The organism is Mannheimia glucosida (assembly GCF_046267875.1).
In the GTDB taxonomy this organism is placed as follows: Bacteria; Pseudomonadota; Gammaproteobacteria; order Enterobacterales; family Pasteurellaceae; genus Mannheimia; species Mannheimia glucosida.
This window is the reverse complement of record NZ_CP176502.1, coordinates 253,462-280,101: the sequence shown is the minus strand read 5'-3', so window position 1 is coordinate 280,101 and position 26,640 is coordinate 253,462. Positions and strand designations below refer to the sequence as shown.

The window sequence follows — 26,640 nt, the reverse complement described above, 5'->3', positions numbered from 1 at the left end:
AACACAAGCGGTCGTTTTCTGCAAATTTTTTGCAATTTTCGACCGCTTGTTCTTATTTTACTTTGTTTACTTTATACGCCCACGTCATAATCAGTATGCCGCCGATAATCATCGGTAAAGAGAGCAGTTGCCCACGAGTGATTAAATCTGCGGTGGTATTGACGTTATGGTCGATTTCTCTGAAGTATTCCACAATAAAGCGGAATGTGCCGTAGCCGATTAAGAACAATCCGGAAACCGCACCTGCCGGGCGAGGCTTTTGGATAAAGTAGTTGAGGATAAAGAGTAACACCACACCCTCTAAAAAGGCTTCATAAAGCTGTGACGGGTGGCGGGGAAGATAGCCACCGCTTGGAAATAACACCGCCCAAGGCACATCGGTTACACGCCCCCAAAGTTCATCGTTAATGAAATTGCCGATACGCCCCATACCTAGCCCGAACGGTACTAGAGGTGCGATAAAATCTGCTGTCTGCCAGAAACTGCGTTTTTGGCGGTAGGAAACCCAAATCATTGCTACAATGACGCCGATTAAACCGCCGTGAAAGGACATTCCGCCTTCCCAAATGCGAAAGAGGTAGAGCGGATCTTGTAAGAAACGGTCGAAGCTATAAAAGAACACATCGCCGATACGCCCACCTAATACTACGCCCCAGAAGCAAGTATAGACTAAGCTATCCACTTGCTCGGTTGTCCAAACTCCATTGGAATTTTTCGCCCGTCTCATTCCCAGCCAGTAGGCAAAGGCAAAGCCGGCTAAATACATTAGCCCATACCAACGCAGGGCAATCGGACCGATTTCAAACACAATCGGGCTAATTTGTGGAAATTGGATAAATTGTTCGTTCATAGTGTCCTTATTTTAAAAACATATTGATGGCGATACAGACCAAAAGCACCGCAAAGGCTTTTTTCAGCATCGGCACAGGTAGAGCGTTGGCGGCACTTGCCCCCATTTTTGAGGTGAAAAATGAAGTTGCCGTAATACCAAACAGAGCCGGTAAATAAACATAACCGAGAGAATAATCAGGCATTCCTTCTAAGCCCCAGCCACTTACAATAAAGCTGATTGTGCCGGATAAACCTAAAAATGCCCCACAAAATGAAGAAGTGCCGATGGCACGTTTCATTTCTAAGCCCCGATCGTTTAAAAATGGTACAATAAAGGCTCCACCTGCGATCCCTGCCATACTGGCTAATGCACCGATGACTGAACCTCCGATTATCGTCGTTTGAACGGTAAGTGGTTTATTTTTCGGTGCTCTTTTTATTGAAAAAATCATTTTACCTGCAAGGTAAAGTACCATTACCGCAAAAATTCTAGACATCAGTTGCGGATCGAGGCGGCTTACCACCAAGCCGGATAGAAAAACCGAAACCATCAACGCTGGAATAAAATATTTACTGGTTTGGATATCGACATTGCCTAACTTGTGATGGCGTTGTGCCGATGCAAAGGCGGTAATAATAATGGTTGAAAATGATGTGCCGAGTGCGGTGGACATTATATATTCCGGTGGCACACCGGCCATTGGTAGTAGGAAGACCAAACTCGGCACGATAATTAACCCACCACCAATGCCGAACAAACCGGCTAAAAAGCCGACAAATACCCCTAAAAAAAGGCAGCTTAATAAAATAGTCATCTTATTTTCCTTTTTGATTATGTTGATGCCAAGGACGATAAGGCTTACGAGCTTCTCGTTTATAGGCTTTTGCAGAATCCTGAGAGGTTTTTTTATGAGTATGGAGCGAAGCTTCGCCACGCTCAATGCGTGGTTTCTCACCAGTTTTATCGTCAGCTGCTTTTTGAATATGGTTTTGTAAAACCACCTGTGCAAATTCTTTCATCGCTTTGCGATAAACATCTCGTTTAAAAGAGACCACTTGGCGGACAGGATACCAAAAGCTGACCCAACGCCAGCCGTCAAACTCCGGATTTTTCGTCGTTTTCAAGTTAATCAGGCTTTCATCGCCGATTAATTGTAGTAAAAACCAACGCTGTTTTTGCCCGATACAGATAGGGCCTGAACCTTCATTGCGTACCAAGCGTTTTGGCAGTTTATATTTTAGCCAATATTTAGACGCCCAAAGCAATCGCACATCTTTTTTACTTAAGCCGACCTCTTCATAAAGCTCACGGTACATTGCTGTTTCAATGTTTTCCCCCTCGTTAATTCCACCTTGCGGAAATTGCCAAGAGTTTTGACCAAACCGTTTTGCCCACAGAACTTGCCCGTGCTTATTACAGATAACGATTCCAACATTTGGGCGGTAGCCATCGAAATCGATCACTCGACCACCTAATTGATAAAAATTCTAGAATGGGAGAATTGTTTCATACTTTGGGTTGATTTGCAAAAAAACCATAAAATATGACCGCTTGTGAATAAACTTGTGGATAACTATTGAATATAAGCGGTATAAGTTGAGGATAAACAGGCTGAACGTTGTAAAACAGAGCAATTAATCAGATCTAAAAATGCGATCTTTTTCTTAAGCAATGATCTGGATAAAGATCAAGTTGTTGAGTTTTTTCTCGTCAAAATAAGTTTAAATTTTAAAATGCATAAACAGAGCCATGTTTGCTTAATAAATAAAGCAGAGTTATCCCCACCATTTGTGGATAAAGATGTGATAGTTTTTAAAATTAGGCGTGAATAACTCAAATTAGCCTTTTGTTATTTTTATAAATGCTAATTAAATCAAAGAGTTAATAGTAATTTTTCTCTCTGTGAATAATCGATTATTTTGTTGGTTACTTTTTGTTCTCTCATATTTTTGTGCTGGTTGGTTTGTAACAAAAATGTGATCTATTTCTCATATTTTGTAAATAATAGTAATTCTTATTTTTATTTTAAAGTAGAATAACCGCACTTTTTCTTAATGATTTATGAGGTTTTAAATGATCATTTCATCTGCAAACGATTACCGCCGTGCGGCAAAACGTCGTGTTCCCCCTTTTATGTTCCACTATGCGGACGGCGGTTCTTACGCCGAACAGACCTTACGCCGTAATGTGAGCGATTTGGAAGACATTGCCCTACGTCAACGTGTGTTAAAAGATATGTCGCAACTGGACACCGGCATCGAGCTGTTCGATGAAAAATTGTCAATGCCGGTAACACTTGCCCCTGTTGGTGCACTGGGAATGTATGCTCGCCGTGGTGAGGTGCAAGCCGCCAAAGCCGCAGATAACAAAGGTATTCCCTTTACCCTCTCCACCGTCTCAATCTGCCCGATTGAAGAGGTCGTGCCGGCAATCAAACGCCCGATGTGGTTCCAGCTCTATGTACTCAAAGATCGGGGCTTTATGAAAAATGCATTAGAGCGTGCCAAAGCTGCCGGTTGCTCCACGCTGGTGTTTACCGTAGATATGCCGACTCCCGGTGCACGCTATCGTGATATGCACTCTGGAATGAGCGGCCCATACAAAGATATTCGCCGCGTGTTGCAAGCAATGGTTCACCCATTCTGGGCATGGGACGTCGGTATTCAAGGTAAACCACATACGCTGGGTAATGTGTCAAAATATATGGGTAAGCCGATTGATCTGAACAACTACATCGGCTGGCTGACCGATAATTTCGACCCGTCTATTTCGTGGAAAGATTTAGAGTGGATTCGTGAATTTTGGGACGGTCCGATGGTGATCAAAGGCATTCTCGACCCTGAAGATGCCAAAGATGCGGTAAGATTTGGTGCGGACGGTATTATCGTGTCCAACCACGGCGGCCGCCAGCTCGATGGGGTACTTTCTTCCGCCAAAGCCCTACCAAGCATTGCCGATGCGGTCAAAGGGGAGATCAAAATCCTCGCCGACTCCGGTATCCGTAACGGCTTAGACGTAGTGAGAATGCTGGCACTCGGTGCAGATTGCACAATGATCGGGCGTTCCTTTGTTTACGCTCTTGGTGCTGCCGGTCAAGCCGGTGTGGAAAACTTGCTCGACATCTTCCTGAAAGAGATGAAAGTCGCAATGACCCTCACCAGCAACGCGAATATCAGTGATATTAGCAGAGATGCTTTGGTGGATTTAAGTAAGCTTTAGCTCAAATAGTCACAATCCGCACGTTCTAGGTGCGGATTGTTATTTTAGATAGGCTAATTTGGCATTTTGGTAATATTAATGCGGTGATATTTCAGTGTATCTTGGTTAAAAAAGAGGAATTCATCGTTATCTTTAGTTTTTTCGCCTAGCACATAAATGTTATTGCAATGAATAGATAAGACATAATATCGCTTATTTTCAATTTCAAGATAATCATACGTTGTTCTCAGCTCAGGGCGAATGTAGCCAATGCTCAAAGAAAGTAAGCTAAAATAGATAAAAATAAAAATATAGAAAAAACCAAAGCGTTCTTCGCTTAACATTTTTTGAATATCTAAGTGGAATACGCGGTGATCCCAATGTTTGTGAAATAATAATACTGATAGGGTAGTTGTCCCTAGATAGAGTAGGTGTAAATACATTGGCACTTTGCCAATAAACAGATAGAAACTGATCATTACAGGCAAGCTAAAAATAGTAACAAGAACACTCACCCGTAGCCAGCCAAGGTATTTAAAGTAATGCAGCTTAAAAACTTTATTAACTAAAGCGTATCCTATCAAATAAAAAAGAAAGATAGTTAAAAATGTGCCAAAAACGTAGGCTAGTGCGCGAGCTATACCGGCATTACCAACCTCAACATGCCACCACGGGTAGCCATGAAAAGCAGCAATACCCCAAGCATAACAGTAAGCGGTAGAAAAAGAGATTAAAGTAAAGAAAGCGAGAGTAAGAGAAGAGTTGATGAATTTGTTGAATTTCTGATTAGTCATAACAGTAAATAGATTGCACCTACTTAGTTAAAGATGAAACACAAGAAAGCAGACTGAGTTTAGCTTCCACCCAACTCCTTTGTTTAGAGGAGAGCTTTATTAAAGCATGGCTTTTGTTGTATTTCAAACCTTTGTTTTTACAAAAAACCAGCATTTTGTAAAAAATGATCGTAAACTGACCGCTTGTAATGCACTCTGAATATATCGAAACATGATAAAAATGATAAAGCATGTTTCGATAATTTACTGTCTTTAGCCTTTTAAATGTTTTGCATGAAAGGCTATATGTTCACCGATAAAGCTACTAATGAAATAGTAGCTGTGATCGTAACCATCACGTAAATTGAATTGGTAGGGTATTCCAAGTCTATCTGCGGTTTCACAGAAGATTTCCGGCTTCAGTTGCTCGCGCAAAAAACTATCTTGGCTACCTTGATCGATTAGAATTGGCAAGCTTGGGCGATATTTTTCCAGCAATGCCACGCTATCATACGCCTTCCAAGCGGTCTGATCTTCTCCTAAATATGCTAAAAATGCTTTTTGCCCCCAAGGAACTTGGGTTGGGGCGACAATCGGTGCAAATGCCGATACACTTTGATATTGCCCCGGATTTTTAAATGCAATGGTTAAGGCACCATGTCCGCCCATTGAATGCCCAAAAATTGATTGTTTACCGTTAGTCGGGAAATGAGCATTAATTAATGTTGGCAGTTCGCTGACAATGTAATCATACATTTGGTAATGTGTTGTCCATTCGCCTTGCGTAGCATTTAGGTAAAATCCGGCACCCTGACCTAAATCATAAGCCCCGTCATTAGCGACATTTACTCCACGAGGGCTGGTATCCGGTGCGACCACAATCAGATGATGTTCATCGGCATAACGTTGAAAGCCAGATTTAGTGATGAAGTTCTGCTCGGTACAGGTTAAACCAGAAAGCCAATATAGTACGGATAGCTTTTGTGTTTTAGCAGATTGCGGCAGATAAATAGCAAATTTCATTTCACAGTTTAGGCTGGCTGAGAAATGTTGCCAAACCTGTTGTTCACCGCTAAAACAGCGGTAGTTTTCAAATTGTTGCATAATATTCCTTACAAGCGGTTTAATTCCGCTGATTTTTTGCAAAAATAAAGGCGGGACTCACCGCCTTTATATTGTAATATCAACCCTTCAAACTTCCCATATCAATCACAAACCGATATTTTACGTCTGATTTCAGCATTCGTTCATACGCATCATTGATATTTTGCATATCAATCATTTCCACATCTGGCACGATGTTATGCTTAGCACAAAAGTCCAGCATTTCTTGGGTCTCGGCAATGCCACCAATCACAGAAGCAGAAATACTGCGGCGACCGACAATCATCGGTACGGTGTTGATGGTTTCTTTAAGTTCGCCCACCAGTCCTACCAGTACCAGCGTGCCGTCCAACGCCAAAGTTGGCATATAAGGTTTTAAATCGTGGGTGTATGGCACGGTGTCAATAATCAAATCAAAGGTGTTAGCGACCTCTTTCATCTGGTTTTCATCGGTAGACAGCACCACACGGCTTGCCCCCAAGCGGTAGGCATCATCGGCTTTGCCCAGTGAGCGGGTAAACAGCGTAACCTCCGCCCCCATCGCTTTGGCAAGTTTCACCGCCATATGCCCAAGTCCGCCAAGCCCGACAACAGCGACTTTTGAGCCGGCTTTGACATTCCAATGTCTAAGGGGCGAATAGGTGGTAATGCCTGCACAAAGAAGTGGGGCAACCGCTTTGGTGTCCAAATTTTCGGAAACTTTTAACACAAAATCTTCGCTCACCACCACACCTGTACTGTAACCGCCTTGTGTTGGTGTGCCGTCAAAGCGGTCAATACCGCCATAAGTGCCGATGTTGCCCACTTCGCAGTATTGCTCCAAACCGTGCTGGCAAGGACTGCATTCACGGCAGGAATCCACCATACAGCCGACACCGACCAAATCGCCAATTTGGAATTTTTTGGCATTTTTACCGACTTTGGCAATACGACCAATGATTTCATGCCCCGGTACAAGCGGATAGCTTTGCGTCCAGCCCCAATCATTGCGAGCCATATGCAAGTCTGAATGGCACACGCCACAGTACAAAATATCAATCAAAACATCGTCTTCACGCAATTCACGGCGTTCAAAACTGTGTGGGGCAAGTGGTGTGGTGGCACTAAATGCGGCATAGGATTTTACTGGATAAGTCATATTCTGCTCCCAAATGGTTAAAACTGTGAATATTATAAAGGGCTTGGATTATTACGAGAAATTGATAATTCTGATAGGTAGGTATCATTTTTCATGATAATTTTAGGCTGTTGGAAACATCTCAATAGCTCGTTGGTGCAAAATAAACAAGCGGCCATTTTTCTGCCTTGAATTTACAATCTAAGTGCAAAAAAATAACCGCTTGTCTGGTATTATGCGTAATGAATTACCGAACGGATCGACTTGCCCTCGTCCATTAAATCAAAGGCGTCGTTGATTTGCTCCAAGCCCATGGTGTGCGTAACAAATGGACGTAGGCGGATAATCCCTTTCATTGCATCTTCCACCATTTGCGGTAACTGAGTGCGGCCTTTCACACCGCCGAATGCCGTGCCTTTCCACGTTCTGCCAGTAACCAGTTGGAACGGTCGGGTGGAAATTTCCTGTCCTGCACCCGCTACACCGATGATGATAGATTGCCCCCAGCCTCGATGTGCAGATTCAAGGGCAGCACGCATCACATTCACGTTGCCGATACATTCAAAGGTATGATCAACGCCCCATTTGGTCTGTTCGATAATCACCTGCTGAATCGGCTTATCAAAATCGTTTGGGTTTAGGCAGTCGGTTGCACCAAACTCTTTTGCTAAGGCGAATTTTTCCGGATTGGTATCAATCGCAAAAATCCGCCCGGCTTTCGCCTGTTTTGCGCCTTGAATAACGGCTAAACCGATTCCGCCTAAGCCAAATACCGCCACCGAGTCACCCTCTTGCACTTTGGCGGTATTGTGTACCGCCCCAATGCCGGTGGTTACACCGCAGCCGAGTAGGCAGACTTCTTCCGGATTGGCTTCGGGGTTGATTTTGGCAAGCGATACTTCCGCCACAACGGTGTATTCGCTAAAAGTGGAACAGCCCATATAGTGATAAATCGGCTTGCCTTCGTAAGAAAAGCGTGTAGTTCCGTCCGGCATCAAGCCTTTGCCTTGGGTTTCACGCACGGCAATGCATAAATTGCTCTTGCCGGATTTGCAGAAATCACACTCATGGCATTCGGCGGTATAGAGCGGAATTACGTGGTCGCCCACCGCTACAGACGTTACTCCCTCACCCACTTCTACCACCACGCCGGCGCCTTCATGTCCTAGCACCACTGGGAAGATCCCTTCCGGATCAGCCCCCGACAGGGTAAAGGCATCAGTATGGCATACTCCGGTATGGGTGATTTTGACCAAGACTTCGCCCTTTTTCGGGCGTTCGACATCGATTTCAACGATTTTTAACGGCTCGTTCGCGGCAAATGCCACCGCTGCACGGGATTTGATTGTGTTCATTTTTTAACGTTATCTCAATAGCAAAACAAAGCACTATTATAGTTTGGTTTAGTTATTCTCTGTAATTGATAATTATGATAATCAGGTATAAGTTGAAGTGATGTATTATCCCCGCCCCGTTTTCAACCCTGCCTTGCCGTTCTCCCACAAGGTTTTTAGCAGCACTTTCCACGTTGATAATCTCAGGTTGGGCGATTTGCCTTGCCCGATCCGTGCCATTTGTGCCATATACCAGTTCATTTCCAGTATGGCACCGACTTTTTTATCCAACGGCGCAAAGCCGGTTTGAATGCGCTGTGTGATGAGGGTTTGGTATGCACCGGTTTGGATCTGTTTCGGCAAATCCGGTATCAGGGCAAACGGGCGGGCGATGCCGACTAAATCCAGATGCCCTTTTGTAAGCGCCTCATTCATCGCCTGTTCGCTTCTAAATCCGCCGGTGATAATCAGTGGTGCTTGGCTGACTTGTCTTGCTTTATCGGCATAATCAATGAAAAAGGCTTCACGGTTGCGGGTGCTTGCCTTTTCCACCAACATCGCCGGGCTTTCATAATTACCGCCGGAAATTTCAATAAAATCAATGCCCAGTTGCGATAATGTTGCCACCACCTGCAAGCTGTCTTGTTCATCAAAACCGCCTTTTTGGAAATCGGCAGAATTGAGTTTTACCCCCACCAGAAAATCCTTGCCGACCGTTGCCCGAATGCCTTGATAGACCTCGATTAAAAAACGCATACGGTTTGCCAAACTGCCGCCGTATTCATCGCCTCGGCGGTTGTGGTGGGGCGATAAAAATTGGCTGATCAAATAGCCGTGGGCTGCGTGGATTTGCACGCCACTAAATCCGGCTTGTTCGGCGATTTGAGCGGTGCGGACAAATTCTGCAATAATTTGTTGAATTTCGACCGCTTGTAAGGCACGGGGCGGATTGATAAAACCGTCCATTCCCACCAGTGGCACGGCACTCGGAGCCACCGGCACAGGGTTGAGAGCTTTCGGCGACTGCTTGCCGGCGTGGTTGATTTGCATAATCATCAATGTGCCGTCCGTTTTGCCTGCCGCCGCCCACGCTTTCAGCATCGGCAAATCACGTTCATCTGATACCACCACATCACCCGCCGAACCTTTGCCCTGTGGGTTAATCATCACATTGCCCGTCACCAGCACGCCGGCACCGCCCTGCGCCCAAGTGCGGTAGAGATTGACCAAGTTTTGCGTAGGCTTGTCGCTTTGAGCGAGTTGCTCTTCCATCGCCGATTTAAAAAAACGGTTTTTGGCGGTTTGCCCGTTGTGGAAAATAAAGGGTTGAAATAACATTGCGATTCCTTAATGTTTATAGGTTTAAAAATGTAAACTCGTTTCTCAAAATAAAAGGTGCAATGGCTGCACCCGTAATACTATGCGGATTGGCTTGGGCAATACTGCCTCATCAACTCAACTAGCTTTCCCATTTTTTCAATTTCTTCTTTCATCGCCAAGCGATAAAAACGCTCTTTGCCGATTTGCTCCACGCTTACCGCATTCGCTTGCAACATGATTTTCAGATGATGCGACACCGCAGGGCGGGAAAGATGTAGCTGTTCTGTAATTTGATTGACATTCATCGCCCCATGATCGAGCAACAGTTTCAAAATCAGATGACGGTTTTCATCAGACAGCACCGTAAAAATCGGAATGCAATCTTTCATCAACTGCATCGCATAGGCTTGTTCGTTCATATCGGCTTATAGGTTTAAAAATGTGAACGAATTATAATGCAAAAAGCGAGTCTGTCAAATCGGTTAAATGATTTCAGACGGCATAAAACACACTTTCCCCGTTAAAATTGCTTATTTTAGATAAAAAATACCGCTTGCCACCACAAATAAGCGATTACCCTCACCCGAGTTAAATGCTTGATTGTATTTTTGAGACGGAGATTTATACTGTGATTTCATCACAGATCAGCAAACAGGAGCAAACGATGTGGTTTAATTTATTTAATCAAGCGATTGGCGAGCCTTTGCCGGACTTTTGTGCAGGCGAACTGCCGAATTTGCAAGTGCTGGAAGGGCAGTATTGCCGCTTGGAAAAACTGTCTGTCGAAAAACATTTGGCTGACTTAATCGCACTTTACGGTAGCGATAGTCCGGCAGAAATGTGGACTTATCTGCCTTGCGAAGCCGCCGGTGATGAAGCCGCCGTCAAGCAATGGCTGAGCGAATGGGAACGCTCTGCCGATCCTTACTATTTCAGCATCATCGACAAACAACGCAACAAGGCAGTTGGTACTTTTGCCTTAATGCGTATCGACCCTGCCAATCGAGTGGCGGAAATGGGCTGGGTGATTTATTCGCCTGAATTAAAGCGTTCACGCATTGCCACCGAAGCCCAATTTTTGGTGATGAACTATGTGTTTGATACTTTGCAATACCGCCGTTATGAATGGAAATGCGACAGTTTAAACCAGCCTTCTATCAATGCCGCCAAGCGGTTAGGCTTTGTTTTTGAAGGCATTTTCCGTAACGCCGTGGTTTACAAAGGCAGAAACCGAGACACGGCGTGGTTTTCCATGTTGCCAAACGAATGGCAGGCGATGAAACCCAAATTTGAACGCTGGCTTGAAGCAAGCAATTTTGATGAAAACGGCAAGCAACGACGCACGTTACAGTCGTTTTAACGATGATACAGTCTGAAAGCCATTTGCAAAATTTAGAAAGAAAACCACCGCTTGAACCTCAATCCAAGCGGTGTTTTGCTCACTCGTCCATCACCACACTTTTGCCGGTCAGATAAAATTGCCCGCCGGCGATATAGTGCAATGTGCGCCATTCATCGCCCATCTCATCAAACTTCCAACGCCCGTTATCAAAAATACGGCTATCTGCCCACGCCGATAGCACTTCGCCGATAAACAGGTCGTGATTTTGTTGGTTCTCAAGATTGCGGATAAGCCGACACACAATCCACCCTGCGCAGCCCGACACCAAAGGCACATCGTAGCCGTCTTGGTAAAACAGGGGCAGTCCGTCCAGTTTGTTTGGGTGGTCTTTTTTGCTGATAGAACCCAGTTTAACCACCCAGTCAAGCTGCGATAATACCGGCACTTGCACGGCAAAATAGCCGCTTTGTTCTATCAAGCTGCGTGTGTAGGTAGATTTATCCAGCACCACCGTGAGCTTGGCATTGGGCGAAAAATCCAGCGGACACACCCACGATGCGGTCATCACATTGGCATCATCGCCGTGCTTGCCGCTAATCAGTGCGGTAACACCGTGATTGATGAGGCAGTAAAATTTATCCAAAGGTACAGGCTTTATCATCGTAAACTCCAGCATTAATTGACATTTCACTTATTATAAACATCGGATAAATATTTGCAGATTTTTCAACAAAATCCAGCGCTTGCAGACCACAAGCGGTGGTTTTTTGCCGAAATTACGCTAATTTGCTCATTGCATCTTTAAATTCACGCACTTCATAATCAGCTAAATCGGGGAAATAGACATCTTCGGCAAGGACAGTGTCTAACGCCTCACGGTTTTCGGTTTGGGCGATAATCACACCGGCGTGGTCTTGGTCGAGGTAAGGGCCTAACATTAAAAAATTGCCTTGTTCAAAATACTGAGCAAACCACGCACGGTGGGCGTTAAGCATCGATTCGGCTTGCTCGATTTTGTCCATTTTTAATGCGATGTTGATGATATACACGGTTGCTCCTTAAAGTGATTGAATTTTTTCGGCAAGCCGGCAGGCGTATTGGCGAGCCTCTGCTTGCTATTGTTGGGTTTTGGCTTCATCACGTCCGACATAACTCACGCCATTGAGCCACATCGCCCCTTGGTAATCCAGTTGGCAAAGGGTGGCGGTGGTTTCAAAGCCGACCAAATACTCGCCCATTTCGTGCCGGAAAAAGCCTTCTTTTTGGTAAAGCTCCGCAGGGGCGCCAGTGGTGAGGGAAACCAGCAGTTTTTTGCCGCCGATTTTAGCGGTGGAGCCGTGGGCAAAGCCGTGATGAAACACATCATCTAGCCATTTTTTCATCAATGCCGGCATTGCATACCAATAAAACGGCACTTGCCAAACAATCACATCTGCTTGTTCAATCGCTTTTTGCTCTGCCTGAATATCAAATTCATAATGCTGATGCAGCTCGTCTAATTTGCGGATTTCTGCTTGTGGTAACTGTATTGCTAACTCTTCCATAATCGTAGCTGTTGCCACAGAGTTGTTTAAATTCGGGTGTCCGGAAATAATCAATACGTTTTTCATTGTTTGTCCTTATTGCATTGGGAATATGGCTATTATAGGGCTTCGATTAAAAATGATAAGCAGGGTAATGCTTAACTGATAATAAGTTTTAAGCTAATAATACAGGCCGTCTGAATGTGCGGATTTTTGGCAAAATTCGACCGCTTGTGTGCTGTGTTATTGTGCTAAAAAGTGCATTCTGCCTTTGTTCATCAAAGTACCGCCTTTGGCCTCAATGTTTGCCACAATCGCTTTCAATTTGTCTTCACGGCGGGCGGCAAGCACCAACTTCGCCCCGTTTTCTGCCAGTTTATAGGCGGTTGCCTCACCAATACATGATGATGCACCGGTGATAATCACCACTTTGTTTTGAATATTTTGCATAATGCGCTCCTCATTAAAAAGTGAAACCATTATAACGGGCTGATTTGAAAAGATAAGAATGGTAATCTATAATCCATTATTAGCTAAAAACGAATAATGAGACTAAAAATGAACAGCTCCATCTACGGTTATCTCATCGTTTTTCACGCCATTGCCGAACAAGGCGGCATTGCAGCGGCAAGCCGCAAATTGGAAACCGCCCCGCCTTCGGTGAGCAAGTCGCTGAAATTGCTGGAACAGCACATCGGCTTGCCGTTGTTTCACCGCACCACACGCAAAATGGAACTTACCGAGGCAGGGCAACGCTTGCTCGACAGCACCAAACAGCTGGTTCAATCCTTAGAATATGCGGTGGAAAGCGTGCAGGATTTAGGCGAAGTACCGACCGGCACGGTGCGGATTACCCTTTCCCGCTTTGCCTATCAGCTGATTTTGAAACCGCACTTTGCCGAATTTTGCCGACTCTATCCGCATATTCAGCTGGAAATTTCCCTCTATGACGGCACGGTCGATATTCTGCAACAGGGCTTTGATTTGGGGATTCGTTTTGGCGACAAAGTAGAGCCGAATATGGTGGCTCGCAAATTGCTTGCCCCCTTTGCAGAAGGCTTGTATTTGTCGCCGGATTATGCCGCACAATACGGCATTCCGCACACACCGCAAGAACTGCCGAACCATTGTTTGATCGGCTACCGCTTTATTACCGCCAACCGCATTTTGCCGCTGATCCTCCAACAAAACGGGCAGGATTTAACGGTGGAAATGGAAAGCCGCTTGATTGCCAACGATATTGACGTAATGGCAGACGGCGTGCGTGCCGGCTTGGGCATTGGCAGAATTTTCACCCCAATCCACTGCTTGTTGCCGGACAGCGAACGGTTCATCCCTGTGCTGCAAGAGTATTGGAAACACTATCCGCCGGTCTATCTTTACTATCCGCAACACAGCCAAAAAGCCAAACGCATTCAGGTGCTGATTGACTTTTTAAGCCAAAAGTTGGATGAAAACGGCAAGCCATAACAAGCTTAGCTGTTTTCAGCATAAGGCCGTCTGAAAACCATTTGCAACACTCCCTCAAAAAACACCGCTTGAACCTCAATCCAAGCGGTGTTTCATCAAATTTAGACTACCTCAATCCACTCTCGATCCGCCAACGCCCCCAATGCGATTTGGTGGATTAACTCAGTCGGTGCAGTGCAAAGGTTTGACAGAACCCGAACTTTGTAATCCTTGGCAAACGGCGAAAGTGCGGTATGGGTTACGCAGTTTTGGGTCATAATCCCGCAGATGTCGATTTGTTCAATGCCGTGTTGTTTTAAGATTTCAAGCAAATTAGTGTTTAAAAAACTGTCGGCGTGGGCTTTTTGTACCAAAGGTTTATCCGCCAAAATGCTTGCTACTGAGGAGTGCAGTTCTGCACCGTGCGAACCTTTGGCAAATAAAGGATAATCCTCTGCCATCAGGTGCTGAACGCCGATCACAAGCTCTCCGTTTTGTACGGCAGTTTGGGCATAATCGGCAATCTCTTGGGCGACTTTATCCACATTAAATTGGTCAAATTTGCCGCCTGCGGAAGCAAAGTATTCGTTTTGTACATCAATCACTAAAAGTGCGGTTTTCATATTGTTCTCCAAAATTATTTTAATTCAATCACTTCACCATCAGCCGGAATAATCACTTTATCGGTGAGTTTCTCGCCAATCACAAATTTACGCATATCTTCACGGCTTACCGCATTATGATTGGTGGTATCCATATGCACGGTGATAAGCTTGGCGTTTGGGGCGATTTGGCTTGCCTTTAATACATCTGCCGTCCCCATAATAATGCTGTCGGCAATGCCGTTAATGCGGGCGTAGCCGGTGTTCATCACCAAAAACTCAGGCTGATATTTGTGCAAAGCCTTATTCACATCCGCCGTCCACACCGTATCACCCACGATATAGGCGGTTTTGTGTCCGTCTTTTTTGATGACTACGCCCATCGCCTCGCCCAATAGTTTGGCAAAGGTTGGATTAGCGTACATCGCCTCTGTGCCGTGGCTACCGCCTGTTTTGTGCAGTTCTACACCATTAAAGACCGCTTTTTCGTGCAACACTTGCACATTTTTAAAGCCTTGTGAACGAATGAGTTTGGCATCGTCTTCGTGTTGGGTAAAAATCGGCAAGTCTTTCGGTAACGCTTTTTGAGCGGCTTCGTCCCAATGATCCTCGTGGGTGTGGGTAACAATCACCGCATCCACGCCTTTGATAATCTCACTGACAGGCATCGGCAATTCCACCATTGGCGAGCGTAAATGGCTGTTAAACGTGCCTTCAAAGCCTTTCATTGAATCTTTTTTGGCAAAAAACGGATCGACCAAAAAGGTCTGCCCGGCATATTCAATTTTGGCAGTGGCATTGCGGATATGTTGATATCTGTCAAGGGCGAAGGCAGATGCACTGATAGTCAATGCCAGAGCGGTAAGGGTAAGTTTTTTAAACATTTTCAAACTCCAAATAACGAAAAGATAAGCATATTTTAGTGGTTTCTCCCCTGTGCTAAAATAGGCAACATTGCCATTTATCGCAAGGATATTGCCAAAATGAAAATGAAACCTCACGCTCCCAAACTCGCCCTTTATGCCCAAAACGGCTGTAATGATTTTGTGTTTAACCTGCCTTTTTCACTGTTTCAGATGGCGCATCAGGGCGAGCGGTTGTTTGATATGAAAGTGTTTGGGGATAAGGGAAAATCGGTGCAAACCGCATTGGGTGCGAAGGTACAGTTAGACGGGCATTTGGAGCAGATGGACTGGGCGGATATTATTGTGATTGCCGGCTGGGTGGGGGAAATGCCGTCTGAAACCTTTATGCAAAAACTGCAAGCCCACCATCAAAACAATAAGAAAATCATTGCCTTATGTTATGGCACTTACGCCCTTGCCTATGCTGGCATTGCCACGGATAAAACGCTGGTTACGCACTGGGCGGGCGAGGCGGAATTAAAAGCCCGCTTTCCGCATATTCGCCTCGACAGCAACCGCCTGTATATTGATGACGGCAATATTTTGACCTCCGCCGGTGCATTGGCCGGTATGGACTGCTGTTTGTATTTTATCCGCAGTCTTTATGGCGCAAACATCGCAAACAGTTTGGCACGAATGCTTGTTTCCGCTCCGCACCGTGAAGGCGGTCAGGCACAGTTTAGCCAAGTCGCCCCCATCAGCCACGCCAAAGACAGCAAAATCAATGCCTTATTGCAATTTCTAGGCAACAATTTGGATAAACCGCACAAACTGGACGACTTGGCGGACAGCGTGCATTTATCCAAACGCAGCTTCGCCCGTTATTTTAAAAACGCCACCAACCTCACCCTCTCCGAATGGCTCACCGCCAAACGCTTGGCAAAGGTGCAGGAATTATTGGAAAGCAGCGATGACAGCATCGAAACCATCGCCCAAAAATCAGGCTTCGGCACCGCAAGCAATCTAAGAACACAGTTTAAAGCACGGTTTGGGATCAGCCCGCAGGTGTGGCGGAGAGGGTTTGGGAGTGTTGATTTAACAAGCAAAACCACTACAGGGTAAATACACCAAAGTGGCTAGGGTGAATTTTAGGAGTTTTTTCAATAAAGGTTTCATTGTGGATTAAATAAATTAAACCATTAGGATTTGGGTTTCCTAATGGTTATTGGTAAAAAAATTGCAACAATAAATTAAAACTCGTTATTATCATCAAAGTATCCCATTTCAGAATACTGCTCAGGCTCAAAATCAAAATATTCCTCAGGAGTATATGTACTTGTAGTTGTATAGGTATCTCCTAAATTACAATGAAGTAATTTTGAATAACCAGATATTTTCAGACCACATGCAATACACTCAAATTGACTTGGCTTTTTATTAATCTTCTCTACAATATCATTATCTTTGAATATCTTAATTGGTTCACCAATAGCCTCACCAATTACTAGAGCTGTATTTTTACATGAAGGACAAATTACTCTATGCCCTGTATGTCTAGTCATTAATACGATAGATTGCTGAGTTAAATTTTTTTTATCTTCCTCTGTTTTATTGTCCCACATAGTTTTATGTGCCGATATTAAACCTTTGATTTGCTCTGCACTCTTATCATTCAATTCATTAATCAAACTTTCTGCTTCAATTACATTTTCTATTGATAGCAAATCTTTCAATTCTTTTTCCATGCAAACACATAATTCTTTGCACACCCAATAAAATTTAGGCAACCATGATGATATAGATAAACCCTGAAATTCTGAGTTTCCTGTATGAAGCTCTGAATTTCTCCTATTAATATGCATTAAGCAAAATCGTTTCATCTCATCTGTGAAATTTGGAAAAATTTGATTTATTCTATTTAGAATATCAGTAATATTGGCTGATTTCGGTGTAAATTTTGATTGATTTACATTAATACCTAATGCATACATTAGATTATTATAATCTTTTAAATCTGCAATCAATGTAATTGATTTATGAGCAAGAGTTGCTCTAATCAAAAACTCAAGACTAAGACTAGACCATAATCCAAATTGCCAATCATCATGAGATTTTTCATGCATAATCAAGATGTAATTTTGGGCTTTTGCAAATAGTTGATCTGATGACCATTCATGTGCAGTTTTAGAAATAACTTGATTCATAATTAAAACACCTCGCTTAAATACACTCTTTCATAACATCTATTTAATGATAATTCATCAACCGCACTACGACTATGAATCATCTTCCAATTATTAATCAATATACAATCTCCTGCTTGTTTAAGCTGTATTTGCTTATATGAATAATTTGAAATTTTATCAGTAATGATTAACTCTAAATTTCGTGCATATTGATTAAATGGCTTGAGAAATAGTATATCCCAGCGACAAATCCCATTCTTGTATAAGTGAAGTATAGATGTTTTTGATTCAAGTTTTTTTCTAGGAACAAAGTGAGCTAAATCATAATTGAAATCAATCTCCTGAAAGATACTATATAAGTTAATCAAATTGGTAGGTACATTGGGGGCAGGAACAATACATCTCAATAAAAGATACTTAGGCGGAATATACCAATGAGCCATATCTGTATGAAATGGAAATTCGCCTAACCCATAATTTCCACTATAACTATTTTTGTATTCTTTTTCTGCTATTTTAGGTATTAAAGTTTGTACCGTATCAAAATAATTGGTTTCAATAACCTTGCCTATAGATTTTGCAACATCTAATGTTGAAATTATGGGGTTGGTTGAAAATTTTATAAAATCATTCATCATGTTTGGCGATAAGGCTGTGAATTAAAAATTTACAGTTAATATTATATCATTTTTAACCAAAAATTTCCCTTTCAGGCACCATTAAAGTTGATTTTTAAACAAAACACAGTCCCCAATCCTGAAAACGGTGTTTCCCCTATCCCTAAATTACCCCTTCAAACTCCCGATATCAATCACAAAGCGATATTTCACATCGGATTTGAGCATTCTTTCATAGGCATCATTGATATTTTGCATATCAATCATTTCCACATCTGGCACGATGTTATGCTTAGCACAAAAGTCCAGCATTTCTTGCGTCTCTTTAATACCACCAATCACAGAAGCAGAAATACTGCGGCGACAGACAATCATCGGCACGGTGTTGATGGTTTCTTTAAGTTCGCCCACCAGTCCCACCAGCACCAGCGTGCCGTCCAACGCCAATGTTGGCATATGAGGTTTTAAATCGTGGGTGTATGGCACGGTGTCAATAATCAAATCAAAGGTATTGGCGACTTCTTTCATCTGACCCTCATCGGTAGAAAGCACCACACGGCTTGCCCCCAAACGGTAAGCATCATCGGCTTTGCCCAGTGAACGAGTGAACAAGGTTACTTCTGCCCCCATCGCTTTGGCAAGTTTCACCGCCATATGTCCCAATCCCCCAAGCCCCACAACAGCGACTTTTGAGCCGGCTTTGACATTCCAATGTCTAAGGGGCGAATAGGTGGTAATGCCTGCACACAAAAGAGGGGCAACCGCTTTGGTTTCCAATTTTTCAGAGACTTTTAACACAAAATCTTCGCTCACCACCACGCCTGTACTGTAATCGCCTTGTGTTGGTGTGCCATCAAAGCGGTCAATACCGCCATAAGTGCCGATGATTTATTATTGAAAATCAAGATTTTTGATAAATCGGTATCAGTTAAAATGATAATTGGGGGTTTTCAGACTGACTGAAAAATTATTTTGCCCATTTTAAAAAGAAAAACACCACCCTCATCACAAAAGCGGTGTTTTTTCATCAAAATTGTGTCAAAGCATACTTTGCCAATTCTGTAAGCACTTCATCAGCAGGACGCTGAGTGGGTTTTAAATTGAGTGCCAAATGTTTCACGCCTAATGGGATAAATTGAGAAAGTGTTTTGCTGAATAAGCATAAATAGAAGCTTTTAAGCTGGCTGAAAGTTTGCAAAATTTCCAATAAAAATGACCGCTTGCCGATCACAAGTGGTCATTCCCCCTTAATTTTTTACCACCGTAAACACCTTATTTTTCAGGCGATATTCACTTTTTTCATCGTGGGCAAATTGGGTAATGGTCGGTTTTCTTTGGCAAAGCTGACACATTTTGGCGGTGCTTTGTTGGTGCAAATGTCCGTCAATGCACACGCCGTCAATGTTGCCAGCAAGCATATCTTGTTCAGAGTAAGAGGCATCTCCGCCAATCAAAATATAATGCTCGCCCATATCCACCACCACTGCCAAATGCCCCAGCGTATGTCCTGCGGTTGGCACAAGGCGGATTTTGCCGTCTTTGGTCAATTTATGACTTTGCTCAAAACTTTCAAACGCCCCATCATTAAAATAGATGCCATCAGGATTAAACCAACCAGGATAGTGCATTGTCAAATAGCCGTTCATTACCGCATTTGGGGCATTGATTGCCTGCTTTTCAGCTTGGCTCATCACAAATCGGCTATTTGGGAAATGGGCAATGCCGCCTGCGTGGTCGCCGTGCATATGGGTCATGACCACCGTGTCAATGCGTAAAGGGTCAAAGCCGTTTGCTTTTAAAATTTCGCCCACTTCTTCGTGTTTTTTGACCCCACGCCGTTCGCAAAACTGCATAAATGGGTGCCACCACGGTTGATAACCCTTGTCGTTGGCGGAAGAGCTTTCGCCCGTATCCACCAAAATCAAACCCTCATCGTGTTCAATCAGCCAGCAACCAATTGGCAGTTTGGGCGACCATTTTTTATCGGTCAGCACATCAAGCACACGGGCAGGACGGGCAAAAAAGCGTGCCACTTGATGATGAATTTTGATTTGTACCCAACCTGTTGTCAGACAATGCACTTTAATCATTTTTGTGTTCTCATTAAAAAATCGTGGGCATATTGTAGAAAGTGCGGTAACTTTTCACAAACATTAAAAAGCTCGTATTTGGCTGGATATGCAGATAAAATTACAAAAATGTATGCTTATTTTGAAAAAAGATGAACGATTTAAGAGTAATCAAAACCCATCTAGCAATCCAAAACGCTTTGATTGAATTATTAGATGAAAAGCTGTTTGAAAAAGTGCAAGTCCAAGAAATCATTGAAAAAGCCTTGATTAACCGCACCACTTTTTATCGTTATTATTCGGGCAAAAGCGATTTGGTCGGCAAATTGATAAAAGAAGTGAAAGCAGAGTATCAAGACCTGCTCAAAAAGCGTTTTGAAAGCGATAATTTGCTGCGATTTATGCAAACCATTGGCAACCGCTTATTGGAAAAAAGACGGCTGATTTTGGCACTTTGGCAAATCAAAACCCCTCGCCATCATTTGTATGACGATATGCACTCGCTGTTAAAAAACGCCTTTATCGCCCACGCCAAAACGGTTCAAAAATCAGAGAAAAATTGGGATTACCAAGCTCATATTTTTGCCACCATTGCCCTTGAAAGCCATAAATATTATTTTGAACAAGGCAAACTTTTGCCCATTCCACAGGTGTTTGAGGCGTGGATAGAAATGGTGCAGGTGTTGAAAAGCGTTCAAGAGTAACTGGTAAAATTTTCCATAAAAAAACACCGCTTTCATCAAAAAAGCGGCGCTTTCAAATCATTAAACCTTAACCACAATCTTACCAATCTGCTGATTGCTTGCCATATATTCGTGAGCTTTAGCCATTTCATCAAAGGCAAAGATTTTGTCAATTTCAGGGCGTAACTGACCGCTTGCCAAGCCGTCATAGACAAATTGTTTCGCCATTGCCAATTTTTCAGGCACGGTGGTGATTTCAAACAGCTCATAACCTCGCACGGTCAAATGCTTGCCCAAAATCGGAAAGACTGGCACAGCAATATCATCGTGGCTTAATGCCCCATAAATGATGTAACGACCGTCTTGTGCCATTGCGTGAAAAATTTTTGCCGCCTCTTGTCCGCCCACAGGGTCAAACACCACATTCACGCCTTTGCCGTTTGTGATTTTAAGAAGTGTGGCGGTTACATCGTCTTCGCTTGTGGCAATCACAAAATCCGCCCCTTTTTCCAAAAGCACATCGCCTTTGGCGTGGGTGCGAGATAAGGCAATCACGGTTGCCCCCTGCATTTTGGCGATTTGGATACTGGCTAAACCAACTGAGCTGGTCGCACCGCCCAACACCACCACATCGCCTTTTTGTACTTTGCCAAACTCAATCAATCCACCATAAGCGGTAACAAACTGCATCCAGCTTGCCGCCGCTTGTTCCATTGATAAATTATCAGGGTGCTTAACGACTGCGTGCTTGGGCATATTGACGATTTCGCCATAAGTGCCGTATTCGGTAAACATAAAGGACGGAATAATGCTGACCTTATCGCCAATGGCAACTTCGCTCACACCCTCGCCAATCGCTGTTACCACGCCAGCCCCTTCATAGCCCAAAGTCGCAGGGAACACAGGGTCAATCACATACGCCCCTTCTCGGTACATCATTTCGGCACGGTTTAAGCCGATGGCTTGGATTTGGATTTTTACTTCGTGTGCTTTTGGTGTAGGAATTGCTACATCAACGATTTGCAAGACATCAGGCGAACCTGTTTTTGTAAATTGGATTTGTTTGCTCATTGTTTTGACCTTTTGTGAAAATAATGGGCGTATTTTAATGCAATCAATTTATTTTAAAAATAACATCAATTGCAAAACACTTTTGCTGGATTGGCATAAATGATTTTTCAGGCAGCCTGAAAACAAGAACACCGCTCAAACCCAAAGTTCAAACGGTGTTTTACTTTAAAAATCAATCGCTTTTAATCACTCTAAACAAGCTGGGCGTAAATTTCACGCCTTCTACCTGATTGTCAGGCATTGTTTCACGCATTTTGGCGGTTGCTCGTTTAAAATCGTCTGCCGAACGCCATACCGCCACATTCACCAAATGAAATTTTCCATTGGGGTCAAGGTTTTGGTGCAAACGAGTGCTGATGTAGCCGTCTTGGGTTTTTAAAAAGTCTGCCGATTTTTGCCACGATGCCAACGCTTCGGCTTCTTTGCCTTTGGGGACTTCAAAAGCGTTAATCAGCACCACACTATTGGGCGGATTTTGATGGCTTTTGCCCGCCATTTGACAGGACTTAGCCCCCTGCAATACCAAAAAATACACCGTTTAAGCTATGCCCAAACGCTACTGAACGACCCACACAAAAGCATTACTTGGATAGCCCAAGAAATCGGCTATGAAAGCGTGAGCCAATTTAGCCGTGAGTACAAACGGGCGTTTGGGGTAAGCCCAAGCACAAAAACAGCAAAATAAGCCAAAACACTTAGCCTCTTGTTGGCAATTTGGTTAAAATTTCCACCATTTTAGGGTCTTTGTGCGACAAAATGGGACTTACCCCTGTATCCAATGCTTGAATTTGTGCCATTTGCAGAGCAGACAATTCAAAATCAAAAATCGCCAAATTTTCACGCATACGGGCAGGATTTACCGTTTTGGCAAGACTGGCGATGCCTTGCTGGTAAAGCCAACGCAAAACCACTTGTGCCACGCTTTTGCCGTGCGTTTGGGCGATTTGGGGCAATGTCGGGTGCAAAAACAAGTTATTTTTCCCTTCGGCAAAAGGCGACCACGCCTGCACCGCCACGCCTTTTTGGGCAAACCAAGCTAGTTCATCAGCTCTTTGATAAAAAGGATTGACTTCAATTTGATTCAGCATTGGCTTAATATCCACAAAAGCCGACAAATCCGCCAAGCGGTCTGGATAAAAATTAGATACACCAATCGCCCGAATTTTGCCTTCGTGATACAACTCCTGCAAAGCACGCCACGCCCCAAACACATCACCAAAAGGCTGATGAATCAAAAACAAATCCAAATAATCGGTCTGCAATTCATTCAGCGAGCGTTCCACTTGGGCTTTTGCCCCTGCATAGTGGGTATCTTGTATCCATAATTTTGTCGTCAAAAAAAGTTCCTGACGCTCAATGCCGTGCGTAGCAATGGCTTGACCGACCGCCTGTTCATTTTGATAACGGGCGGCGGTGTCAATCAGCCGATAACCTGCATCTAGGGCATTTAGCACCACCGCCTGACAATCGTCTTGGGCAATTTGAAACACCCCAAATCCCAATAAGGGCATTGGGATTTTTTCGTTTAACGCAATGTTTTTCATCATTATTTTTCCCAACAATGAATTGCCCGTAATGGCGAGCAATTCATTGTTTCATCTCATTTAAATCACAACCAAGGGCCCGACAATTCAATCATACAATGCCCCTCAACCGCTTTGCCCTTGATGACACCAACCACCGCACTTGACCCTTCGTATTTGTGCATTGTCTCATAGCTTGCCACAATCTCCTGACCTTTGGGATTGGCGTTGATGTCCAAAGCGATGTCAAATTCTGGGATATTAACCACCCAATGTGTCGGATAACGCCGTCCTGTTTGCGGGCTGACCCAAATCTCTTTGGCATTTTTGGTAATCGAATCAATTTCAATCACCGCCTGACGACCATTTGCAAACACAAGGCTGGCAAAAGTGTAATTGATGCCGTCAATCGGATAATCCCAAATGCTGATTGCCGTGCCGTCCTCCATTGCAATGCCCAGCCACGCCCACGCACCGGGGTGGACAGGTTCGCCCCCTGTAAAGCCCAGCGTAAAATCTTGATATTGGCGGTCAAGCCAGCAATTACCGGACACCGCGTGCGATTTGCCGTTTAAGGTAATGTTGCCTGTCATCGCCATATAGGGAATGGAAAAATGCGTATTTTCTTTGATGTTCATCACAATCGGATAATAACCGCTACCACCGTTGTTGATGACCGCCCCTTGTGGTTTGAGTACCAAATCAATGGACGATTGTTCAAATTGACCTGTCAGGCGGATTTCGTTCAAATTACCCACCGCTTTGTAAGTGTCTGATTGAATGGTTAATTGACCGTCTTGGGTGAAGATGTTGTCTTTGGCAGTGATGACGGTATCGTTCGCCACATATTCGCCCGTCAAATGGTCGGTAACAGAAAAGCAGGTTTTAATCACACGACCGTTTTCGCTGTCCATTTCAATAAAATGAAGCAAAAAGCTGATGTAAATGCCGTCTGCCTTATGATTGCCGGTATAAAACCAAGAATCCACCGTGGCATTTTGCGGATAAAATGCCTCTTCCAGCTTAACATAAGACGGAACGCCTTGCGTCGGGCGGTTTAAATGGTTGAGCAAAGTTGTCTGTTTCATAACGATACCTTTTGGGATAAGGGCGTATTTTAGGATACGCCAAGATTAAAAAATAAAACCACACTCATCAAATAGTGATAAATAACAAGCTATTAACGGTTATTTTCACTGCCTGACGAATGCGTATATTTTAAAAAATCCTCCCCCGTTTTGACGAGCCACAACGATTTACCAAACTGTCGCACAAGCACCATTTTTGCAACAGAGTGTCGCATATCAGCACACAATGTGCTAAAATTGTCGCAACTTTTTGAAGCAAAAAATCAATCCGATGAGCGAACCTGCCAAAGATTTAAGAATAGTCAAAACACGGCTTGCCATTCACAATGCCTTGATTGAACTCATATACCAAAAAGACTATGAAAACATCAGCGTGCAAGACATTGTGCGTCAGGCAATGATTAACCGAGCCACTTTTTACCGCCACTACACCAGTAAAACCGATGTTTTGGACGAAATCATTGCCGACATTCAAAACGAGCGTAATGCCTTGCTTTTGGGATTGGACAAACAGGGATTTGCCCAGTCTTTGCATACCACCGCCCAAATGATGTTTGAAAAACGGCACATCATCAACGCCTTGCGAATGGTAAAAAACCGCCGTCATCATTTTGAAGACGATGTTTTGGCACATTTGCAAACCCTGTATCTACAGCATTTGGCACTTGACGACAGCCAAGCCAACCGTTTGCAGGCGTTATTGTTTGCCAACATCGCCTTAACCGCTTTTGATTACGCCTTTGCCAATCAAGACAATATTTCGCTAACCCAAATCAGCCTACATTTACGCCAAATCAGCCAGTTACTTGAAAAGGGGTAGTTTGGGCTGCCTGAAAGTTTGTTTTGCGAAATTTAAAAACAAAAACACCGCTTATCATCACGATAAACGGTGTTTAAAACCAATCAGCCCTTAATCCCCACCATCAACTCATCAACAATCTCTGCCACCGAGCGAACCGCTTTAATCGCCCCAATGCCCGTTCCAAGCGAAATATAGCCCTCATCGCTGTTGTTTTCCAGCATTCCCAAACGCAAGCCACGTAGTCCGCCCATTGTTTTGCCAAGCTCCTCATTGCTTGCCCCTGCTTTATCCATTGCCACAAGTTTATCCGCCAATTTGCCTGAAAGTGAACGATAATAGGCTGGCATTGTGCGAAAGAGCTGTAAATCCAAACCATTTGATTGAACCAAACGCTCTTTGACCGCTTGGTGCATACGACTCTCGATGCTTGACAAAAACAGCGAGCCTGCAAACACGCCCTCTGCCCCCAGTGCCAATGCCGCTTTGGCGGTGCGTCTATCCACAATACCACCAGCCGCCATCACTGGCAAATCGGTGCTATCGGCAATCAGTGGCACAATCGAAAAAGTCCCCAAAGCCACTGCTGGCAAAGTCCCGCCCTCATCAAAGCCTGTGGCGACAATAATATCTGCTCCTGCCTGCTCGGCAAGGCGAGTATTTTCTGGCGTTGGGTTCAAATCACGGTAGATGATTTTGATGCCTGCCTGTTTTAATTCGGCAAACAGTTCTGGCTTAATCGTCCCCTCGCCATAGCCGGTATAGACCACCGCAGGGACTTTTTCCTCTTTGATAACGGCTACCATTGGGGCAGTCCAAATGTCGTTTTCTGCCATTGGGATTAAATTCACGCCAAAGGGCTTATCGGTTAAGGCTTTGACTTTTTGGATTTCTTCACGCATTTTTTGGGCGGTTTCCTCTGGGGTGGAAACGGCAGTTTGTGCGGTTAAGCCAGCGTTTGGCCCTAAAACGCCCATACCGCCAGCATTGCCCACAGCAGCCACAAGGCGTGCGTCTGTGAGCCACGACAAAGGGGCTTGGATAATGGGTTTTTCAATATTTAAAATTTGGCAAATGCGATTGTTCATAAGAATACTCTCTATAACTAAAAAAGATAAGCTTATTCTAGCGGAATGGATTTATTTTAAAAATTACATAAATTAAA

At 43.9% G+C, this 26,640-nt stretch carries 30 protein-coding genes and 1 pseudogene; 7 read left to right on the top strand and 24 right to left on the bottom strand.

Going from position 1 to position 26,640, the window contains the following annotated elements; all coding sequences use genetic code 11:
* Positions 1-52 precede the first annotated feature (52 nt).
* The 3 genes from lgt to rppH are packed head-to-tail and all read right to left on the bottom strand — an operon-like array spanning position 53 to position 2,295.
* Complete coding sequence (gene lgt, locus ACJ7Z2_RS01415; RefSeq protein WP_409500564.1) at positions 53-850, bottom strand: prolipoprotein diacylglyceryl transferase; 798 nt, start codon at positions 848-850, stop codon at positions 53-55.
* Positions 851-857: 7 nt separating this feature from the next.
* Complete coding sequence (locus tag ACJ7Z2_RS01410) at positions 858-1,646, bottom strand: sulfite exporter TauE/SafE family protein (protein WP_409500563.1); 789 nt, start codon at positions 1,644-1,646, stop codon at positions 858-860.
* Position 1,647: 1 nt separating this feature from the next.
* Complete coding sequence (gene rppH / locus ACJ7Z2_RS01405; RefSeq protein WP_409500562.1) at positions 1,648-2,295, bottom strand: RNA pyrophosphohydrolase; 648 nt, start codon at positions 2,293-2,295, stop codon at positions 1,648-1,650.
* A 610-nt stretch (positions 2,296-2,905) separates the two neighbouring features.
* Here rppH and lldD point away from each other — a divergent pair.
* A complete protein-coding gene (gene lldD / locus ACJ7Z2_RS01400; RefSeq protein ID WP_409500561.1) occupies positions 2,906-4,051 on the top strand; it encodes an FMN-dependent L-lactate dehydrogenase LldD in 1,146 nt (381 codons plus the stop codon).
* Between the two features lie 53 nt (positions 4,052-4,104).
* Here lldD and ACJ7Z2_RS01395 read toward each other — a convergent pair whose 3' ends face one another.
* The 6 genes from ACJ7Z2_RS01395 to ACJ7Z2_RS01370 all read right to left on the bottom strand — a co-directional run bounded on the left by ACJ7Z2_RS01395 (position 4,105) and on the right by ACJ7Z2_RS01370 (position 10,097).
* Positions 4,105-4,824 carry a hypothetical protein gene (locus ACJ7Z2_RS01395; protein WP_172595337.1) on the bottom strand — a complete coding sequence of 240 codons (720 nt, stop codon included), beginning with the start codon at positions 4,822-4,824 and terminating at the stop codon, positions 4,105-4,107.
* A gap of 252 nt (positions 4,825-5,076) precedes the next feature.
* Positions 5,077-5,907 (bottom strand): S-formylglutathione hydrolase, encoded by an 831-nt coding sequence (fghA, locus tag ACJ7Z2_RS01390; protein WP_126301260.1) that lies wholly within the window; start codon positions 5,905-5,907, stop codon positions 5,077-5,079.
* A 79-nt stretch (positions 5,908-5,986) separates the two neighbouring features.
* Positions 5,987-7,045, bottom strand: a complete 1,059-nt coding sequence (locus ACJ7Z2_RS01385; protein ID WP_409500560.1) for an NAD(P)-dependent alcohol dehydrogenase — start codon at positions 7,043-7,045, stop codon at positions 5,987-5,989.
* 212 nt (positions 7,046-7,257) lie between these two features.
* Positions 7,258-8,370: an S-(hydroxymethyl)glutathione dehydrogenase/class III alcohol dehydrogenase gene (locus tag ACJ7Z2_RS01380; protein ID WP_409501093.1), complete on the bottom strand. Its 1,113-nt coding sequence runs from the start codon at positions 8,368-8,370 to the stop codon at positions 7,258-7,260.
* A 114-nt stretch (positions 8,371-8,484) separates the two neighbouring features.
* A complete protein-coding gene (locus ACJ7Z2_RS01375) occupies positions 8,485-9,696 on the bottom strand; it encodes an NADH:flavin oxidoreductase/NADH oxidase family protein (protein ID WP_409500559.1) in 1,212 nt (403 codons plus the stop codon).
* Positions 9,697-9,776: 80 nt separating this feature from the next.
* Positions 9,777-10,097, bottom strand: a complete 321-nt coding sequence (locus tag ACJ7Z2_RS01370; protein WP_409500558.1) for an ArsR/SmtB family transcription factor — start codon at positions 10,095-10,097, stop codon at positions 9,777-9,779.
* Between the two features lie 209 nt (positions 10,098-10,306).
* On the opposite strand from ACJ7Z2_RS01370, the gene ACJ7Z2_RS01365 reads away from it, so the two are divergent.
* Complete coding sequence (locus ACJ7Z2_RS01365) at positions 10,307-11,038, top strand: GNAT family N-acetyltransferase (RefSeq protein WP_409500557.1); 732 nt, start codon at positions 10,307-10,309, stop codon at positions 11,036-11,038.
* 79 nt (positions 11,039-11,117) lie between these two features.
* Here the strand turns inward: ACJ7Z2_RS01365 and ACJ7Z2_RS01360 are convergent, their stop codons facing one another.
* The 4 genes and pseudogenes from ACJ7Z2_RS01360 to ACJ7Z2_RS01345 form a co-directional block, all read right to left on the bottom strand.
* Positions 11,118-11,681 (bottom strand): flavin reductase family protein, encoded by a 564-nt coding sequence (locus tag ACJ7Z2_RS01360; RefSeq protein ID WP_409500556.1) that lies wholly within the window; start codon positions 11,679-11,681, stop codon positions 11,118-11,120.
* A gap of 115 nt (positions 11,682-11,796) precedes the next feature.
* Entirely contained in the window at positions 11,797-12,069 is a 273-nt protein-coding gene (locus ACJ7Z2_RS01355) for a YciI family protein (protein WP_409500555.1), read from the bottom strand.
* A gap of 66 nt (positions 12,070-12,135) precedes the next feature.
* The gene (locus ACJ7Z2_RS01350; protein ID WP_409500554.1) at positions 12,136-12,630 is read right to left on the bottom strand and encodes an NAD(P)H-dependent oxidoreductase; all 495 of its coding nucleotides are present in this window, start codon (positions 12,628-12,630) and stop codon (positions 12,136-12,138) included.
* A gap of 198 nt (positions 12,631-12,828) precedes the next feature.
* Positions 12,829-12,993, bottom strand: a pseudogene (locus ACJ7Z2_RS01345) (SDR family NAD(P)-dependent oxidoreductase); the annotation flags it as partial.
* Between the two features lie 108 nt (positions 12,994-13,101).
* Here ACJ7Z2_RS01345 and ACJ7Z2_RS01340 point away from each other — a divergent pair.
* Positions 13,102-14,013: a LysR family transcriptional regulator gene (locus tag ACJ7Z2_RS01340; protein WP_409500553.1), complete on the top strand. Its 912-nt coding sequence runs from the start codon at positions 13,102-13,104 to the stop codon at positions 14,011-14,013.
* A 101-nt stretch (positions 14,014-14,114) separates the two neighbouring features.
* Here the strand turns inward: ACJ7Z2_RS01340 and ACJ7Z2_RS01335 are convergent, their stop codons facing one another.
* Both ACJ7Z2_RS01335 and ACJ7Z2_RS01330 read right to left on the bottom strand, forming a co-directional pair.
* Positions 14,115-14,615 (bottom strand): isochorismatase family protein, encoded by a 501-nt coding sequence (locus ACJ7Z2_RS01335; protein WP_409500552.1) that lies wholly within the window; start codon positions 14,613-14,615, stop codon positions 14,115-14,117.
* Positions 14,616-14,629: 14 nt separating this feature from the next.
* Positions 14,630-15,478: an MBL fold metallo-hydrolase gene (locus ACJ7Z2_RS01330; RefSeq protein ID WP_409500551.1), complete on the bottom strand. Its 849-nt coding sequence runs from the start codon at positions 15,476-15,478 to the stop codon at positions 14,630-14,632.
* A gap of 99 nt (positions 15,479-15,577) precedes the next feature.
* On the opposite strand from ACJ7Z2_RS01330, the gene ACJ7Z2_RS01325 reads away from it, so the two are divergent.
* A complete protein-coding gene (locus tag ACJ7Z2_RS01325) occupies positions 15,578-16,561 on the top strand; it encodes a GlxA family transcriptional regulator (RefSeq protein ID WP_409500550.1) in 984 nt (327 codons plus the stop codon).
* A gap of 128 nt (positions 16,562-16,689) precedes the next feature.
* On the opposite strand, the gene ACJ7Z2_RS01320 is transcribed toward ACJ7Z2_RS01325, so the two are convergent.
* The 4 genes from ACJ7Z2_RS01320 to ACJ7Z2_RS01305 form a co-directional block, all read right to left on the bottom strand.
* Positions 16,690-17,643, bottom strand: a complete 954-nt coding sequence (locus tag ACJ7Z2_RS01320) for a hypothetical protein (RefSeq protein WP_409500549.1) — start codon at positions 17,641-17,643, stop codon at positions 16,690-16,692.
* A gap of 2 nt (positions 17,644-17,645) precedes the next feature.
* Positions 17,646-18,263: a hypothetical protein gene (locus tag ACJ7Z2_RS01315; RefSeq protein ID WP_409500548.1), complete on the bottom strand. Its 618-nt coding sequence runs from the start codon at positions 18,261-18,263 to the stop codon at positions 17,646-17,648.
* Positions 18,264-18,410: 147 nt separating this feature from the next.
* A complete protein-coding gene (locus ACJ7Z2_RS01310; RefSeq protein ID WP_409500547.1) occupies positions 18,411-19,055 on the bottom strand; it encodes an NAD(P)-dependent alcohol dehydrogenase in 645 nt (214 codons plus the stop codon).
* Between the two features lie 434 nt (positions 19,056-19,489).
* Complete coding sequence (locus ACJ7Z2_RS01305) at positions 19,490-20,332, bottom strand: N-acyl homoserine lactonase family protein (RefSeq protein WP_409500546.1); 843 nt, start codon at positions 20,330-20,332, stop codon at positions 19,490-19,492.
* A gap of 131 nt (positions 20,333-20,463) precedes the next feature.
* Here ACJ7Z2_RS01305 and ACJ7Z2_RS01300 point away from each other — a divergent pair, with 131 nt between their 5' ends.
* Positions 20,464-21,015 carry a TetR/AcrR family transcriptional regulator gene (locus ACJ7Z2_RS01300; RefSeq protein ID WP_409500545.1) on the top strand — a complete coding sequence of 184 codons (552 nt, stop codon included), beginning with the start codon at positions 20,464-20,466 and terminating at the stop codon, positions 21,013-21,015.
* Positions 21,016-21,075: 60 nt separating this feature from the next.
* On the opposite strand, the gene ACJ7Z2_RS01295 is transcribed toward ACJ7Z2_RS01300, so the two are convergent.
* Positions 21,076-22,065 carry a zinc-dependent alcohol dehydrogenase family protein gene (locus tag ACJ7Z2_RS01295; protein ID WP_409500544.1) on the bottom strand — a complete coding sequence of 330 codons (990 nt, stop codon included), beginning with the start codon at positions 22,063-22,065 and terminating at the stop codon, positions 21,076-21,078.
* 172 nt (positions 22,066-22,237) lie between these two features.
* Positions 22,238-22,561, bottom strand: a complete 324-nt coding sequence (locus ACJ7Z2_RS01290) for an antibiotic biosynthesis monooxygenase family protein (protein ID WP_409500543.1) — start codon at positions 22,559-22,561, stop codon at positions 22,238-22,240.
* On the opposite strand from ACJ7Z2_RS01290, the gene ACJ7Z2_RS01285 reads away from it, so the two are divergent.
* The gene (locus ACJ7Z2_RS01285) at positions 22,544-22,750 is read left to right on the top strand and encodes a helix-turn-helix transcriptional regulator (RefSeq protein WP_409500542.1); all 207 of its coding nucleotides are present in this window, start codon (positions 22,544-22,546) and stop codon (positions 22,748-22,750) included. The two genes, ACJ7Z2_RS01290 and ACJ7Z2_RS01285, sit on opposite strands and share 18 nt — an antisense overlap.
* 10 nt (positions 22,751-22,760) lie before the next feature.
* Here ACJ7Z2_RS01285 and ACJ7Z2_RS01280 read toward each other — a convergent pair whose 3' ends face one another.
* Both ACJ7Z2_RS01280 and ACJ7Z2_RS01275 read right to left on the bottom strand, forming a co-directional pair.
* Complete coding sequence (locus tag ACJ7Z2_RS01280; protein WP_409500541.1) at positions 22,761-23,612, bottom strand: aldo/keto reductase; 852 nt, start codon at positions 23,610-23,612, stop codon at positions 22,761-22,763.
* A gap of 62 nt (positions 23,613-23,674) precedes the next feature.
* Positions 23,675-24,676: a lipocalin family protein gene (locus ACJ7Z2_RS01275; RefSeq protein WP_409500540.1), complete on the bottom strand. Its 1,002-nt coding sequence runs from the start codon at positions 24,674-24,676 to the stop codon at positions 23,675-23,677.
* Between the two features lie 271 nt (positions 24,677-24,947).
* Between ACJ7Z2_RS01275 and ACJ7Z2_RS01270 the strand changes: the two genes are divergently transcribed.
* Positions 24,948-25,496, top strand: coding sequence for a TetR/AcrR family transcriptional regulator (locus ACJ7Z2_RS01270; RefSeq protein WP_409500539.1), 549 nt, complete (start codon positions 24,948-24,950; stop codon positions 25,494-25,496).
* Positions 25,497-25,579: 83 nt separating this feature from the next.
* On the opposite strand, the gene ACJ7Z2_RS01265 is transcribed toward ACJ7Z2_RS01270, so the two are convergent.
* On the bottom strand, positions 25,580-26,563 hold the full coding sequence (locus ACJ7Z2_RS01265) for an NAD(P)H-dependent flavin oxidoreductase (protein WP_409500538.1): 984 nt from the start codon (positions 26,561-26,563) through the stop codon (positions 25,580-25,582).
* Between the last annotated feature and the right edge of the window lie 77 nt (positions 26,564-26,640).